This is a genomic window from Actinoplanes palleronii, assembly GCF_016862315.1.
GTDB classification, from domain to species: Bacteria; Actinomycetota; Actinomycetes; order Mycobacteriales; family Micromonosporaceae; genus Actinoplanes; species Actinoplanes palleronii.
Genome location: NZ_BOMS01000058.1, coordinates 1 through 13346, shown reverse-complemented (window position 1 = coordinate 13346; position 13346 = coordinate 1). Strand labels below are relative to the sequence as shown.

Here is a 13346-nt window from a genome sequence, read left to right as displayed (position 1 = left end):
ACCATGGCGGGATGGCTATCGACTCACGACACGTGACCGAGCACATCGACCGCCCCGCCCGGGTGGTGTACGAGTACGCCGCCGACCCCGCCAACCTCGCGCACTGGGCCGCCGGCCTGGGCGCCTCGATCCGCCGTGCGGAGGGTCGCTGGCTCGTCGACGTCCCGGACGGCGGTGGCACCGCCGAGGTGGTCTTCGTCGCGCGCAACGACCTCGGGGTGCTCGACCACGAGGTGCACCTGCCGACCGGCGAGATCGTCTACATGCCGGTCCGGGTGATCGCCGACGGCGACCGCGCGGAGATCGTGTTCACGGTGCGCCGGGCACCGGGCATGACCGACGACGAGTACGACCGGGACGCCGCCGCGGTCGCCAGGGACCTGTCCGTACTCAAGAAGATCCTGGAGGGTTGAGAGCCTCAGCCGAGCTGTTGCTCCAACACCTGACCCGGCCACGAGTCGCCGCCGGCCTGCGGCACGGTGAACTCCTGGGTGGCCGTGAAGCCCTGGCTCTCGTAGTACCGGACCAGCGCCCGGTCGTCCCCGGCGTAACAGTCGACCCGCATGACACCCGCCCCGGACGCGACCGCGAGCCGCCGGGCGTAGGCCAGCAGCCGCCGCCCGAGCCCCTGACCGGCGGCCTCCCGATCCGTCACGAGCAGCACGATGTACAGCTCGGGCTCGGCTGCCGGGGCCACGTACGCCGGCGGCTGACCGACCCCGAGCGCACCGACCACCCGGTCGCCGCGCACCGCGAGGTGCAGCCCGCCGTCGGCGGCGATCCCGGCGATGAGCGTGGTCAGCCGGCCGCTCGCGGAGAGCGGCTCGGTGCCCCACTGGCCGGGCCGCCCGTTGGCGTCGAGCCACCGGACCGCACCGTCGAGCAGCGCCATCACGGACGGGACGTCACCGGAGTCGCCCCGCCGGACGTCCGTCCACTCTGCACTGTCACTCACCTTTACCATTCTGCCGCAGCGCGGACGGAAACGGTCAGGTGCAGTTGTCACGGATGTCCAGCGGGTGCTCCGGCTTCGCCAGCGACTCCTGGTCCTCGGCGTTCGGCAGCCCCGCGCCCGCATCCTTCGGCGTCGGCGCCAGCAGGCCCTTCTTCGCCGCGGCAAAGTCGATCCAGGCGTGGTACGACGTGTTCGCCCCGATCCACATCCCCCGGTCACCCGGCCGCACCTTGTCCTCGTCGGGGAACTCCCAGTCGACCTGCTCGTGCTCGACGGCGAGCGGCCGGAACGCGAACTCGCCCTGGAACGCGTAGACCCAGACGAAGTTGGTGGTCACCCGGATCGTGCGGATGCCGTCGTCGACCACCGACTTGTACGTCACCCGGCCGCTCACCCGGGGCCGGTTCGCCGGGTCCAGCGTGACGGCGGGATCGATCCAGGTCACCACGGTGCCGAACGAGGCGCTGCCGAACCACTTGGCGACGGAGGTCCGGTCGTTCGGGGCGAGCAGGCCGAGGAACTCGTCCTTGCGGTGCCGGACCAGGGTGTCCTCGTCGAGCCGCCCGGCCACCAGCGCGGCCCGCACGGTGTTGAGCGCCGTGCGCACCTCGGTGGCGCTGAACCCGGTGACCGCCTTGACCTCGGGGAGCACGATCCCGGCCTCGCCGATCGGATAGTTCGCGGCCGCGGTGCCGGTGAAAGGACTAGTGTCCGAAGACGCGGCCGCGGCCGGGGTGTCATCGGCGGAGGCGGAGACGGCGGGCCACAGCGCCCGCACCACCGGGACCGTCGCGGCGATCATCACGCCGGCCACACCGGCCATCACGACGTACCGAAGGCTCTTGCCCGCACCGCGGACCTGGCGCTCCCGGCGGACCTTGCGTTCGGTCTTCTTTCCCCAGTCGCGCAACTCGGCAAAGGGGTCGACCTCGTCGTGCTCGTTCATCTCTATGTTTCCCCGTGTCATCCGCGGCGAAGGCGATCGATCCCGGGAATCGTAATCAAAAGACCGCTTTCGATCACCCCATCAACGTGCGAGGGTGCAGAGACCACCATCGAGAGTGTGAGGTCCGTCAAGGAGACCCTCGGAGCAGCGAAGATGTCGCCGCCGGTCCTCCTGCCGTACGCCTGGCCTCCACCCAGCACTTCCATGATCCACCAGCGCGCGCCGGTCACGGCGCCGCAGAAGGAGGAACTACAGTGCGCACGCTCAACCGTTCGGTCGCCGTCACGCTGGCGGCCGTCACGATAACCGCGGTCACGGCCTGCTCTCCCCCCGAGAAGGCTGACGAGACCAAGGCCGGCGCGGGCACCGCGACCAGCGCGGCCGACCTGGGCGGCATGGATGCCCTGGTCACCGCGGCCAAGAAGGAAGGCGCGCTGAACGTGATCGCGCTGCCGCCGAACTGGGCGAACTACGGCGAGATCATCAAGGCGTTCGGCACCAAGTACGGCATCAAGGTCAACTCGGCGCAGCCGGACGGCAACAGCCAGGACGAGATCAACGCGGCCGACCAGCTCAAGGGCCAGGACACCGCGCCCGACGTGTTCGACCTCGGCGGCGCGGTGGCCGGCGCGAACACCGGCAAGTTCGCCCCGTACAAGGTGAGCACGTTCGCCGACGTCGCGGACTCGCAGAAGGAGGCGAACGGCCTCTGGGTGAACGACTACGGCGGGTACATGTCGATCGGTTACGACAGCGCCAAGGTCCCCGCGCCGACCAGCGTCGCCGACCTGCTCAAGGCCGAGTACAAGGGCAAGGTCGCGCTGAACGGCGACCCGACCCAGGCCGGCGCCGCGTTCGGTGGCGTGCAGATGGTCTCGATCGCGCAGGGCGGCACCGCCGAGGACATCAAGCCCGGCGTGGACTTCTTCGGCCAGCTCAAGAAGGCCGGCAACTTCCTGCCGGTCGACCCGACCTCGGCGACGATCGAATCCGGTCAGACACCCGTGGTCTTCGACTGGGACTACCTGAACGCCGCGGAGACCCCGAAGCTGGCCACCTGGAAGGTGTTCGTCCCGGACAACGCGGTGCTCGGCTCGTACTACGTGCAGGCGATCAGCAAGGACGCCCCGCACCCGGCCGCCGCGCGGCTGTGGGAGGAGTTCCTCTACTCCGACGAGGGCCAGAACCTGTGGCTCAAGGGCGGCGCCCGCCCGGTGCGCGCCGAGGCCATGGTGAAGGCCGGCACCGTCGACAAGACCGCGTACGCCGCGCTGCCGCAGGTCACCGGCACCCCGGTCTTCCCGACCGAGACGCAGACCGCCAAGGCGAAGGAATACCTCTCCGCGAACTGGGCCAAGGCCATTGGCTGAGGTAGCCGGAGCCGTTCCGCAGCGTGTGGCCGTCCGGCCACGCCTGCGGGGCGCCGCCCTGCTGGGCGCCGTCCCGTTCCTCGTCTACGTGGCGATCTTCCTGATCATCCCCACCCTGGTGGTGGCGATCGGGGCGTTCACCGGCGACGGGGGCCACGGCTTCACCCTGGACAACGTCCGCGCACTCGGTGACGAGTACATCCTCGCGGCCTTCGGCCGCAGCGTGCTGCTGTCCGCGCTCAGCGCACTGTTCGGCGCGGTGTTCGGCGCCCTTCTCGCGTACGCCCTGAGCACGGCGAAGCCCGGTGGCCTGCTGCGCCGGACGGTGACCGCGGCGTCCGGGGTGCTCGCCCAGTTCGGCGGCGTGACCCTGGCGTTCGCGTTCCTGGCGACGATCGGCATCTCCGGTTTCGTCACCGTGTGGCTGCAGGAGCACGCCGGCGTCGACATCTACGCGAACGGGGTGTGGCTGTTCGAGCTCCCCGGCCTGACCCTGGTCTACACGTACTTCCAGATCCCGCTCATGGTGATCGTGTTCCTGCCCGCGCTGGACGGCATCCGCCCGCAGTGGCGCGAGGCGACCGAGAACCTCGGCGGCACCACCTGGCAGTACTGGACCCGGGTGGCCGGCCCGCTGCTCGCACCGGCCTTCCTCGGTTCGGCGCTGCTGCTGTTCGCCAACGCCTTCTCCGCGTACGCGACCGCCGCCGCCCTGGTCAGCCAGGGCAACCCGATCATCCCGCTGCAGATCCGCGGCGCGCTGACCAGCGAAGTGGTGCTGGGCCAGGCGAACCTCGGCAAGGCCATGGCGCTCGGCATGGTGGTCGTGGTGGCCGTGGTGATGACGCTCTACTCCCTGCTGCAGAGAAGGACGGCCCGATGGCTGGGGTGATCGCCCGCCGCGCCCGCAAGCAGCGGGCCTTCCGCTGGACCGTGCTGATCCTGCTCGGCGTCTTCTTCCTCCTGCCGATGGCCGCGATGCTGGAGTTCAGCACCCGTACGGCGGGCACCTGGTCGCTGCTGGTGGACTGGCCGAAGCTGAACGAGACGTACCCCGACCTGGCGGCCGGCATCGTCGCGTCGCTGGAGCAGGCCGGGCTGACCGCGCTGCTGATGCTGGTGCTGCTGGTGCCGACCGCGATCTGGGTCCGGCTGCGGCTGCCCCGGCTGCGCCCGCTCGTCGAGTTCCTCTGCCTGCTGCCGCTGACCATCCCGGCCATCGTGCTGGTCGTCGGGCTGGCCCCGGTGTACGCGTGGGTCACCTACTTCCTCGGTGGCTCGTCGCTGACCCTGGTCTTCGCGTACACCGTGCTGGTGCTGCCGTACGCGTACCGCGCGATCGACGCCGGCCTGTCCGCGATCGACGTGAAGACCCTGGCCGAGGCCGCGCGCGGGCTGGGCGCGGGCTGGTTCACCGTGATGTGGCGGGTGGTGCTGCCGAACATCCGCTCGGCGGTGCTCTCGGCGGCGTTCCTGACCGTGGCGCTGGTGCTCGGCGAGTTCACCATCGCCTCGCTGCTGCACCGCACCAACCTGCAGGTGGCGATCGAGTTCCTGGGCAAGAGCAGCGCCACCATGTCGGTCGCGGTCTCGCTGACCGCGCTGCTGCTGGCGTTCGTGCTGCTCCTGCTGCTCTCCCTGTTCGGCGATTCCCGGAAGAGGAAAACATGAGCGGCGTAGCCGTACATCTCAAGGGGCTGCGGCGCACGTTCGGCGCGATCCACGCCCTCGACGACCTGGACCTGGAGATCGCGCCGGGCGAGTTCATCGCCCTGCTCGGCCCGTCCGGGTGCGGCAAGACCACCGCGCTGCGGGTGCTGGCCGGCCTCGAGGACGCCGACGCCGGTCAGGTGCTGGTCGACGGCAAGGACGTCACCCGGCTGCCGGCCAGCCGGCGCGACATGGGCATGGTGTTCCAGGCGTACAGCCTGTTCCCGCACCTGGACGCGCTGCAGAACGTCGAGTTCGGGCTGCGCCTGCGCGGCCGGAAGAAGGCCGCCGGCCGGGCCGCCGAGATGCTCGACCTGGTCGGGCTCGGCTCGTTCGCGACCCGGTTCCCGAACCAGCTCTCCGGCGGCCAGCAGCAGCGGGTCGCGCTGGCCCGGGCCCTGGCCATCGAGCCGACGGTGCTGCTGCTCGACGAGCCGCTCTCCGCGCTGGACGCCAAGGTGCGGGTGCAGCTGCGCGACGAGATCCGCCGGATCCAGACCGAGGTCGGCACCACCACGCTGTTCGTCACCCACGACCAGGAGGAGGCCCTCGCGGTCGCCGACCGGGTCGGCGTGATGAAGGCCGGCCGGTTGGAGCAGTTGGCGCCACCCGCCGAGGTCTATCTGCGCCCGGCCACGGCGTTCGTGGCCGATTTCGTCGGGCTCAGCAACCGGCTGCCCGGCGTGGTCGAGGGTGACGTGATCGAGGTGCTCGGCGACCGGCTCCCGCTCGTCGCGCCGCGGGCCGCCGGGGCCGCGACGGCGCTGGTCCGGCCCGAGTCGATCGGTGTCACCCCAGATCCGGACGGGTCCGGGCGGGTGCTGACGACCAGCTTCCTCGGCCCGACCAGCCGGGCCACGGTCACCGTCGGTGATCTGCTGGTGGTGGCCCAGGTGTCCGGCGCGGAATTGCCCGCGCTGGCGCCCGGCACCGCGGTACGTCTCACCCTGAGACCGGTTCCGGTTGCCACCGAATGAATCTACATAGGGCTTGACCCGGGCGTATCCACGTCTACCGTTTGGCTATGGGCGACGAGGAGTTCATTCACACGGCCCTCGTCGTGGCGTACACGGCGGACGCGGGTCACCCCCGCGGCCTCCAGCACGCCATTGACGAGATCTACCGGCTGCTGTTCGGGGCCCCGGCGGGCCATCCCGACCTCGTCATCGGGTGGGGAGTGCTGTTCGACCTGCTCCAGGAGCGGGCCGAGGGCTCCGGAGACCTGGATGACTGGGACGCACTGGTGGACGCGGCCGGCTGCATGGTGCTCGTCGCCGAACCCGGCACCGAGTTGGCCGTACGCGCCTGGCGGCGGCAGTGGCAGGCGCTGCTGCTGCGCCATCAGGCGAGCCGGGACCCGGCGGATCTGAAGGACGCCACGGTGGCCGCGGCGGCGCTCGCCGACGCGGCCGCGGCCGTGCCCGCGGCACCGCGTCAGCCACGGCCGCGCAGGCCATGGCGTTGTGATTGATCCTGACCCGGTGTTTACACGGACCTAGGGGCGGGTTACAGTCGTCACCCCCATGGGAGCGCTCCCAAACTCCCCTCCCCCCGAAGGTGACACCGCGTTGAAACGCACACTCAAGCTCGTCCTGGCCTCGGCTCTCGCCGTGGCCACCGTGTCGACGGTGGCGTTCTTCGCGCTGCCGGCCAGCGCGGAGGCCGCCTCGTTCACGGTGACGAACTCGTGGAACTCGGGGTACCAGGGTGAGGTCTCGGTCAGCAACCCGGCGTCGGCGAAGATCTCCACCTGGAAGGTCGAGCTCACGCTCCCGGCCGGGTCGACGGTCGGCCAGTCCTGGAACGCGACTCTAGCCGCTGCCGGCCAGAAGTTCACGTTCACTCCGGCCGGTTGGAACGCCTCGATCGCCGGCGGCGCCTCCACCAGCTTCGGCTTCATCGTCAACGGCACCGGCCGCCCGACCTCCTGCACGGTCAACGGCCAGGCCTGCACCGGCCTGACCGGCACCCCGTCGGCGACCAGCTCGCCGACCAAGGCAGCGACCACCGCACCCACGACAAGTGCTCCGACCGTGGCCCCGACGACCTCGTCGGCCGCCCCCAAGCCGACGACGGCTTCCCCCACCGTCACCGCATCACCGACGCCGACGAAGGCGGGCAGCACCCCGCTCGCCCTCAACGGCCAGGTCAAGGTCTGCGGCACGAACCTCTGCAACGAGTCCGGCAAGAAGATCCAGCTGCGCGGCGTGAGCAGCCACGGCATCCACTGGTTCCCGAGCTGCTACACCGGCTCGGCCCTGGACGCGCTGGCCACCGACTGGAACGCCGACCTGTTCCGGATCGCCATGTACGTCCAGGAGGGCGGCTACGAGTCCGACCCGACCGGCCTCACCACCAAGGTGAACAGCCTGGTCGACATGGCCGAGGCCCGTGGCATGTACGCCCTGATCGACTTCCACATCCTCAACCCCGGCGACCCGAGCTTCAACCTCACCCGGGCCAAGGAGTTCTTCGCCAAGGTCGCCGCCCGCAACGCCGGCAAGAAGAACGTGATCTACGAGATCGCCAACGAGCCGAACGGCGTCAGCTGGGCCACCATCAAGAACTACGCCGAGCAGGTCATCCCGGTGATCCGGGCGAACGACCCGGACGGCGTCGTGGTGGTCGGCACCCGCGGCTGGTCCTCGCTGGGCGTCTCGGACGGCGCCTCGTCCGCCGAGATCGTCAGCAACCCGGTGAACGCCTCCAACATCATGTACGCGTTCCACTTCTACGCCGCCTCCCACCAGGACAACTACCGCGCCGAGGTGACCAAGGCGGCCGCGTCGCTGCCGCTGTTCGTCACCGAGTTCGGCACGGTCAGCGCGAGCGGTGACGGCGCCGTCGACACGGCCAGCACCAACACCTGGATCGACCTGCTGGACAAGCTGAAGATCAGCTACGCCAACTGGAACTTCGCCGACAAGAGCGAGGGCAGCTCGATCCTCAAGCCGGGCGCCTGCTCGGCCGGGACGTTCTCCGGCACCGGCGTGCTGACCGAGTCGGGCCAGCTGATCCGGTCGAGGATCCGCACCGCCGACGACTTCTGACCCGCGCTCCCCTGCGTGTGGGTCATCTGAAGCGGGCCGGGGCCCTACCCCCGGCCCGCTTTAACCTTTCCCTTATATAAGCCGCTCCTGATAAGGTGGCCTCGTGCACGCGTTCGATGTCCTCGGCGATCCGGTCCGGCGCCGGATCCTGGAGCTGCTCGCCGACGGCGAGCAGTCCTCCGGCGCCATCACCACGGTGATCCACGCCGAGTTCGGCATCTCCCAGCCGGCGGTCTCGCAACACCTGAAGGTGCTGCGTGACAACGGCTTCGCCACCGTCCGACCCTCCGGGTCCCGCCGGCTCTACGCCGTCGACGACACCGCGCTGCGCGAGGCCGACGAGTGGCTGAGCCGGTTCCGCCGCTTCTGGGCGCCGCACCTGGCCGCGATGGCCACCGAGGTGGCCCGCGGCAAGCGAGAGCGGCGCCTGGCCGCATCCGACGATTTCAGGAGCACTTGATGATCAACGTGACCGAGCAGATCAGCAGCGTCCGGCGCACCCTCGGCGACCGGACCCTCGAGGCCGGCGACGCCCGCGTGCTGACCATCAGCCAGGCCTACGACACCGACCTCGCCGACCTGTGGGAGGTGGTCACCCGGGCCGACCGGATCGCACGCTGGTTCCTGCCGATCTCCGGCGAGCTGCACGAGGGCGGCACGTTCCAGTTCGAGGGCAACGCCGGTGGCACCATCACCCGCTGCGAGCAGCCGCACTCGTTCGCCGCGACCTGGGAGTTCGGCGGCCAGGTCAGCTGGGTCGAGGTCCGGCTGACCGCGGAGGGCGACGGCCGCAGCCGCTTCGAGCTCGAGCACACCGCGCACGTCGACGACCACTGGGACCAGTTCGGCCCGGGCGCGGTCGGCGTCGGCTGGGACTCCGGCCTGCTCGGCCTGGCCCTGCACCTCGCCGCCCCGGACGCGCCGCGCGACACCGAGGCGATCATGGCCTGGATGGCCTCCGCCGACGGCAAGCGGTTCATGAAGGAGAGCAGCGACGCGTGGGCGGCCGCCGACGTCGCCGCCGGCACCGATCCCGTCACGGCCGAGAAGCGGGCCGCCGCCACGTTCGCCGCCTACACGGGTGCCGCTTAACCCTTTTCCGGTACGACTACTCCAGCGCCCGTCCGCAGGCTACGAGCCGAGTCCCGCCCGTGAGGCGACCGCGACACCGCAGCACCCGGGGCATCCGCCGCGCGCGCTGGTCCGCGCGGCTCACCGCGCACGACCGCTGCCACTCCGGACCGCAGCGCGCCCCCCGACCTCGGCTGGCCCTCAGGGGTGCCTCGAACCCCCGGAGACACCCCTGACAACCAGCCAGGACCGCCAGCGGCAACGGCCGCCGGCTGGCTCTCAGGGGTGCCTCCAAGCTGCTGAGACACCCCCGGCAACCAGCCAGGACCGTGAGCGGCCAACGGCCGCCGGCTGGCTCTCGGGGGTGCCTCCGAGCCCTTGAGACACCCCTGACAGCCGGCCTGGCCGCCGGCGGCCTCTAGCGGCTCTCGGCGTGGAGCTGGGTGAGGACCTGGCGGGCCGCCGGGGCGTCCGGGCCGCCGTCGGCACACAGGATGGCTGCTTTCCACAGGGCCCAGCCGCGGCCCCGGGACCACGTGGCGTCGTCGACGGCCAGGCGGGCGCGGAACGCCCGGCGGGCGGGCGGGGTGAGCAGCGTCCACGCCACGGCGAGGTCGCACGCCGGGTCGCCGACGCCGCACGTACCGAAATCGATCACTGCCGCGAGTGCTCCGCCGCGTACCAGAAGGTTTCCCGAGGCGACATCGCCATGAAACCAGACCGGCTTGCCGGACCACGCCGCAGCCCGGGCTTCGGTCCAGATCGCCAGGAGCGCGTCGCGGTCCGGGAGCTCGGCGGCGGCCGCGCGCATCTGGCCGTCGTAGGTCGACAGTGGACCGCCGCGGTACCAGTTGTGCAGGCCCGGCGGCGGGCCACCGGCCGGGTCGACGGCGGCCAGCGCCAGCAGGAAGTCGGCGAGCGCGACAGCGAACGCGACCGGATCCGCGATCGGCGCGGTGGTGGCCGGCTCACCGTCGAGCCAGCGGTAGACCGACCACGGGTGCGCGAAGATCTCACCCGGCGCACCCTCGGCGAGGGGGACCGGGATCGGCAGCGGCAGATGTCCGGCGAGCACCGGCAGCCAGCGCTGCTCCTTGGCGACCGCGCCGGCGTATTCGGCGGCGCTCGGCAGCCGCACCAGCATGTCGTCGCCCAGCCGGAACGTCCGGTTGTCCCAGCCCGGCGTCGCGATCGGGCGGACCGGCAGCGCGGCCCAGCGCGGGAACTGCTCGGCGATCAGCCGTTCCACCAGCTCGGCCGGGATCGGCGGGCGGATCGGCAGCGATGATCGGGACACTTCCGGCGCGTCGGTCACCCGGTGACCCTCCACGACCCGGCCCCGCCCGGCAACCGGATTTCGGCGGGTGCCTCGGCGATCAGGATCGGACGCGGGCGCGTCCGGCAGTGGTGAGCCGGACGACCGGCGGTCAGGATCGGTCGTAGGCGCGTTCGGCGGTGGTGAGGCGGGCGGCCAGGGCCGGGCCGCGGCTGCCGGACCGCAGCGCGCCCCAGCAGTCCTCGGCGACCATCCGGGCCGGGGTCAGCCGGTGCCGCAGCCCGAGCCAGGCCCGGGTGGCGCGGACCGCCGGGGTGGATCGCGGGACCGCACTCGCCTGGTAGCCGAACCGGGCCAGCCGGTCGCCGAAGACCGCCTCGCAGCGGCGCACCTCGGCCTCGTCGAGCCGGGTCTGCCAGCTGCTCACCCGGGCCGCGGTGACCTGCTCGCGGGTCAGGCTGTGCCAGGTCTTGTACTCCGGGACCACCTCGCGGGCCTGCTCGCACGGGTGGGTCATGGCCGGGTCGTACTCCTCGCCGAGGAACCGGCAGATCGCGCGCAGGTGGTGCTCCGGGTCGGCGACCAGGTCCTCGTACCGGATCTGGTGGTGCACGTCGGCCGGGTAACGGCGGGCGGCGGTCAGCGCGGCGTCGGCCGACCGGGCCCAGTGGTCGATCATCGTGGCCAGGTCGTGCGGCGGCCACGGGGTGTCCTTCAGCGAGGCCACACAGTCCCGGCCGTCGCGCATGATCGTGATGATCTGGGCGTCCGGGAAGAGCCGCCGGATCACCGGCAGGTGCCGCAGGTAGGCGGGACGTTTGTCGCCCCAGCGCGGTTTGCCGAACCGCTCCGCGTACCGCTGAAAAACCGTGCCCACCGCGGACCCGAGCGTCGGCGGCGCCGCGGTGATCGCCGCGATCGTCTCCGCCCGGTCCAGGCCGAGGTCCTCGAACTGCGGCGAGTTCACGATCGACCGCGCCAGGGCGGCGTGCCGGGCCGGATCGCGCAGGTCGCCGAACTCGTGCCGCCGCCGGTACGCGGTGAGCAGGAACCGGCTCTCCGGCGGCAACGCGATCCGCGGGTGCGCGTGCAGCATGAGCTGCAGCATCGTGGTGCCGGAGCGTGGGCAACCGACGACGAAGATCGGGCGGTCACTGCTCATGAAACCAACGGTAAAGTATTTCTTGTTAGGTTTTCGACCTTTTGCGAGGTTGGTCGGGTTGCCTCGGCCGCCCGGATGGCGTAAGCCGGAACCATGGACGGGGATGAACTGCTGAAGCACTGTCTCGCCAAGCCCGGCGCCTGGCCGGACCAGCCGTGGGAGAACGACACCGTGGTCAAGGTCGGCCCGAAGATCTTCGCGTTCCTCGGCAGCACCGGCACGACCGTCGGGGTGAAGTGCGGCAAGGGGCGCGACCAGGCCGACGAGTGGCTGACCCGGTTCCCGGAGGACGCCACGGCGAGCGCCTACATCGGCCGGCACGGGTGGAACACGCTGCGGCTGACCGGCGCCATCCCGGACGACGAGCTCCTGGAAGCCGTCGACGCCTCCTACGACACGATCGTCGCCGCGCTCCCGAGGAAGGACCGCCCTGTGGTGTGATAACTTCGGCGCGCTGTGCACCACTGCGGAACGAGGAGGTGAGACCGATCAACGTTGTGACTGCTCGGGCCTCCCTCTCCCGCACGGCCTAGGGAGCGCTCGCAAGGCACCCGAAAGGCTCAGCCATGCGTTTCACCTCCCCGATGTCCGCCGACGGCGCATCGTTCACTCTCTACGACATCCCCGGTGTGCTGTGGACTCCGGGGCACGTACCCGGGCCCTGGCCGCTGATCGTCCTCGGACACGGCGGTGGCCAGCACAAGCTGGCTCCGGGCGTGACCGGTCCCGCGCGGCGGTTCGTGGCCGCCGGGTTCGCGGTGGTCGCGGTCGACGCCCCGCATCACGGCGACCGTCCGAAGAGCGCCGACTTCGTCCGGGTCGCCGCGGAGAACCGGGCCGCGATGCAGGCGGGTGAGGACGTCGCGGCGCGCTTCGCGGCCCTGCACGCCGAGCTGGCACGACAGTCGGTGCCGGAATGGCAGGCGGTGGTCACCGAGCTTCTCCGGTACGTCGGGGAAGGCCCGGTCGGGTACCGCGGGGTGTCGATGGGGTGCGGTCTGGGCCTGCCGTTCGTGGCCGCCGACAGCCGGGTGCGGGCAGCGGTCCTCGGCCTGGCCGGGGTCCCGATCCCAGGCGGCGCGGGTGGCGCGGGTGGCGCGGGTGGCGCGCCCGGAGCGGTCGGCGCGCCGGGCGCGGGTGGCGCGCCTGGGGTGGCTGGTTTGGGCGGGTTGGCTGAGGTGGCGGGGCGGGTTGCTGTGCCGGTGCAGTTCCTGGTGCAGTGGCATGACCGGTTGGTGCCTCGGGAGGAGGCGCTGGCGTTGTTCGACGCGCTGGGCTCTGCGGAGAAGACCCTGCACGCGAACCCGGGTGATCACGGGGAGGTTCCGCGCGCGGAGACCGAGGACGCCACCCACTTCTTCACCCGCCACCTGACCTGACCCAGCCAGACCCGGCCGGGCTCGACATGGCCCGGTTCGGCGCGGAATAGCGCGGCGCGACAGCGGCACGGCACGACCGGAGGTCCGCAGCTCGCGCGGTTTGCAGCTCGCGGCGCACGGCTCGCGGCACGCGGCCCGGGCGGCGCGCGGCCCGGGCGGCGCGCGGCCCGGGCGGCTGGTTTCCAGGGGTGTCTCCGCGGCCCGGTCACACCCCTGGGAGCCAGCCGGTGGGGTTCCGGTGTTCGGTGGTCGGGGCTGGCTTGCCAGGCGGCACTCGCGTCGGGTCACGGTTCGTCTCGCCGGCCGGGGCCGGCGGTGGGCGCGATCGCCAACCCCGGCCGAGGAGGTGAACACGGTGTCTGCCCGGGGAGCGTCGAGCACGATGATCGCCGGATGGTCGCCCCTCGAACCACCCTGCGGCCGGCGA

The 13346-nt window shown here is 71.5% G+C and carries 15 protein-coding genes; 11 read left to right on the top strand and 4 right to left on the bottom strand.

The annotated features are described in order from the left end of the window. Positions 1 to 11: 11 nt before the first annotated feature. Positions 12 to 413 (top strand): SRPBCC family protein, encoded by a 402-nt coding sequence (locus Apa02nite_RS22000; RefSeq protein WP_203826667.1) that lies wholly within the window; start codon positions 12 to 14, stop codon positions 411 to 413. A gap of 5 nt (positions 414 to 418) precedes the next feature. Here the strand turns inward: Apa02nite_RS22000 and Apa02nite_RS21995 are convergent, their stop codons facing one another. After that, positions 419 to 964, bottom strand: a complete 546-nt coding sequence (locus tag Apa02nite_RS21995) for a GNAT family N-acetyltransferase (RefSeq protein ID WP_203826666.1) — start codon at positions 962 to 964, stop codon at positions 419 to 421. A gap of 25 nt (positions 965 to 989) precedes the next feature. Beyond that, positions 990 to 1901, bottom strand: coding sequence for a hypothetical protein (locus Apa02nite_RS21990; RefSeq protein ID WP_203826665.1), 912 nt, complete (start codon positions 1899 to 1901; stop codon positions 990 to 992). A gap of 254 nt (positions 1902 to 2155) precedes the next feature. Here Apa02nite_RS21990 and Apa02nite_RS21985 point away from each other — a divergent pair, with 254 nt between their 5' ends. From Apa02nite_RS21985 to Apa02nite_RS21950, 8 genes are all read left to right on the top strand, one after another. Further along, positions 2156 to 3271 (top strand): ABC transporter substrate-binding protein, encoded by a 1116-nt coding sequence (locus Apa02nite_RS21985; protein WP_203826664.1) that lies wholly within the window; start codon positions 2156 to 2158, stop codon positions 3269 to 3271. A 25-nt stretch (positions 3272 to 3296) separates the two neighbouring features. After that, on the top strand, positions 3297 to 4163 hold the full coding sequence (locus Apa02nite_RS21980; RefSeq protein WP_239164467.1) for an ABC transporter permease: 867 nt from the start codon (positions 3297 to 3299) through the stop codon (positions 4161 to 4163). After that, positions 4151 to 4942 carry an ABC transporter permease gene (locus Apa02nite_RS21975; protein ID WP_203826662.1) on the top strand — a complete coding sequence of 264 codons (792 nt, stop codon included), beginning with the start codon at positions 4151 to 4153 and terminating at the stop codon, positions 4940 to 4942. The genes Apa02nite_RS21980 and Apa02nite_RS21975 overlap by 13 nt, the downstream gene beginning before the upstream one ends. Further along, positions 4939 to 5958: an ABC transporter ATP-binding protein gene (locus Apa02nite_RS21970; protein ID WP_067706493.1), complete on the top strand. Its 1020-nt coding sequence runs from the start codon at positions 4939 to 4941 to the stop codon at positions 5956 to 5958. Before Apa02nite_RS21975 ends, Apa02nite_RS21970 begins: the two co-directional genes overlap by 4 nt. Positions 5959 to 6005: 47 nt before the next feature. After that, on the top strand, positions 6006 to 6452 hold the full coding sequence (locus Apa02nite_RS21965; RefSeq protein WP_067706491.1) for a hypothetical protein: 447 nt from the start codon (positions 6006 to 6008) through the stop codon (positions 6450 to 6452). Between the two features lie 97 nt (positions 6453 to 6549). Next, a complete protein-coding gene (locus Apa02nite_RS21960; RefSeq protein WP_239164466.1) occupies positions 6550 to 8031 on the top strand; it encodes a cellulase family glycosylhydrolase in 1482 nt (493 codons plus the stop codon). Between the two features lie 103 nt (positions 8032 to 8134). Then, positions 8135 to 8491, top strand: a complete 357-nt coding sequence (locus tag Apa02nite_RS21955; protein ID WP_067706485.1) for an ArsR/SmtB family transcription factor — start codon at positions 8135 to 8137, stop codon at positions 8489 to 8491. Further along, the gene (locus Apa02nite_RS21950) at positions 8491 to 9123 is read left to right on the top strand and encodes an SRPBCC family protein (protein ID WP_203826660.1); all 633 of its coding nucleotides are present in this window, start codon (positions 8491 to 8493) and stop codon (positions 9121 to 9123) included. The genes Apa02nite_RS21955 and Apa02nite_RS21950 overlap by 1 nt, the downstream gene beginning before the upstream one ends. A gap of 397 nt (positions 9124 to 9520) precedes the next feature. Here Apa02nite_RS21950 and Apa02nite_RS21945 read toward each other — a convergent pair whose 3' ends face one another. After that, positions 9521 to 10417, bottom strand: coding sequence for an aminoglycoside phosphotransferase family protein (locus tag Apa02nite_RS21945; protein WP_239164465.1), 897 nt, complete (start codon positions 10415 to 10417; stop codon positions 9521 to 9523). A 112-nt stretch (positions 10418 to 10529) separates the two neighbouring features. Then, entirely contained in the window at positions 10530 to 11540 is a 1011-nt protein-coding gene (locus Apa02nite_RS21940) for a sulfotransferase (RefSeq protein WP_203826659.1), read from the bottom strand. A 93-nt stretch (positions 11541 to 11633) separates the two neighbouring features. Between Apa02nite_RS21940 and Apa02nite_RS21935 the strand changes: the two genes are divergently transcribed. Then, positions 11634 to 11981, top strand: a complete 348-nt coding sequence (locus Apa02nite_RS21935) for an MmcQ/YjbR family DNA-binding protein (protein ID WP_067706475.1) — start codon at positions 11634 to 11636, stop codon at positions 11979 to 11981. Positions 11982 to 12106: 125 nt separating this feature from the next. Then, a complete protein-coding gene (locus Apa02nite_RS21930; protein ID WP_203826658.1) occupies positions 12107 to 12919 on the top strand; it encodes a dienelactone hydrolase family protein in 813 nt (270 codons plus the stop codon). The last annotated feature ends 427 nt before the right edge of the window (positions 12920 to 13346 follow it).

What these genes read in the sequence shown, in the direction of transcription:
- Apa02nite_RS22000 (WP_203826667.1), top strand. Translation starts at nt 12, where the DNA reads ATGGCTATCGACTCACGACACGTGACCGAGCACATCGACCGCCCCGCC.
- Apa02nite_RS21995 (WP_203826666.1), bottom strand. Translation starts at nt 964, where the DNA reads ATGGTAAAGGTGAGTGACAGTGCAGAGTGGACGGACGTCCGGCGGGGC.
- Apa02nite_RS21990 (WP_203826665.1), bottom strand. Translation starts at nt 1,901, where the DNA reads ATGAACGAGCACGACGAGGTCGACCCCTTTGCCGAGTTGCGCGACTGG.
- Apa02nite_RS21975 (WP_203826662.1), top strand. Translation starts at nt 4,151, where the DNA reads ATGGCTGGGGTGATCGCCCGCCGCGCCCGCAAGCAGCGGGCCTTCCGC.
- Apa02nite_RS21970 (WP_067706493.1), top strand. Translation starts at nt 4,939, where the DNA reads ATGAGCGGCGTAGCCGTACATCTCAAGGGGCTGCGGCGCACGTTCGGC.
- Apa02nite_RS21965 (WP_067706491.1), top strand. Translation starts at nt 6,006, where the DNA reads ATGGGCGACGAGGAGTTCATTCACACGGCCCTCGTCGTGGCGTACACG.
- Apa02nite_RS21950 (WP_203826660.1), top strand. Translation starts at nt 8,491, where the DNA reads ATGATCAACGTGACCGAGCAGATCAGCAGCGTCCGGCGCACCCTCGGC.
- Apa02nite_RS21940 (WP_203826659.1), bottom strand. Translation starts at nt 11,540, where the DNA reads ATGAGCAGTGACCGCCCGATCTTCGTCGTCGGTTGCCCACGCTCCGGC.
- Apa02nite_RS21935 (WP_067706475.1), top strand. Translation starts at nt 11,634, where the DNA reads ATGGACGGGGATGAACTGCTGAAGCACTGTCTCGCCAAGCCCGGCGCC.
- Apa02nite_RS21930 (WP_203826658.1), top strand. Translation starts at nt 12,107, where the DNA reads ATGCGTTTCACCTCCCCGATGTCCGCCGACGGCGCATCGTTCACTCTC.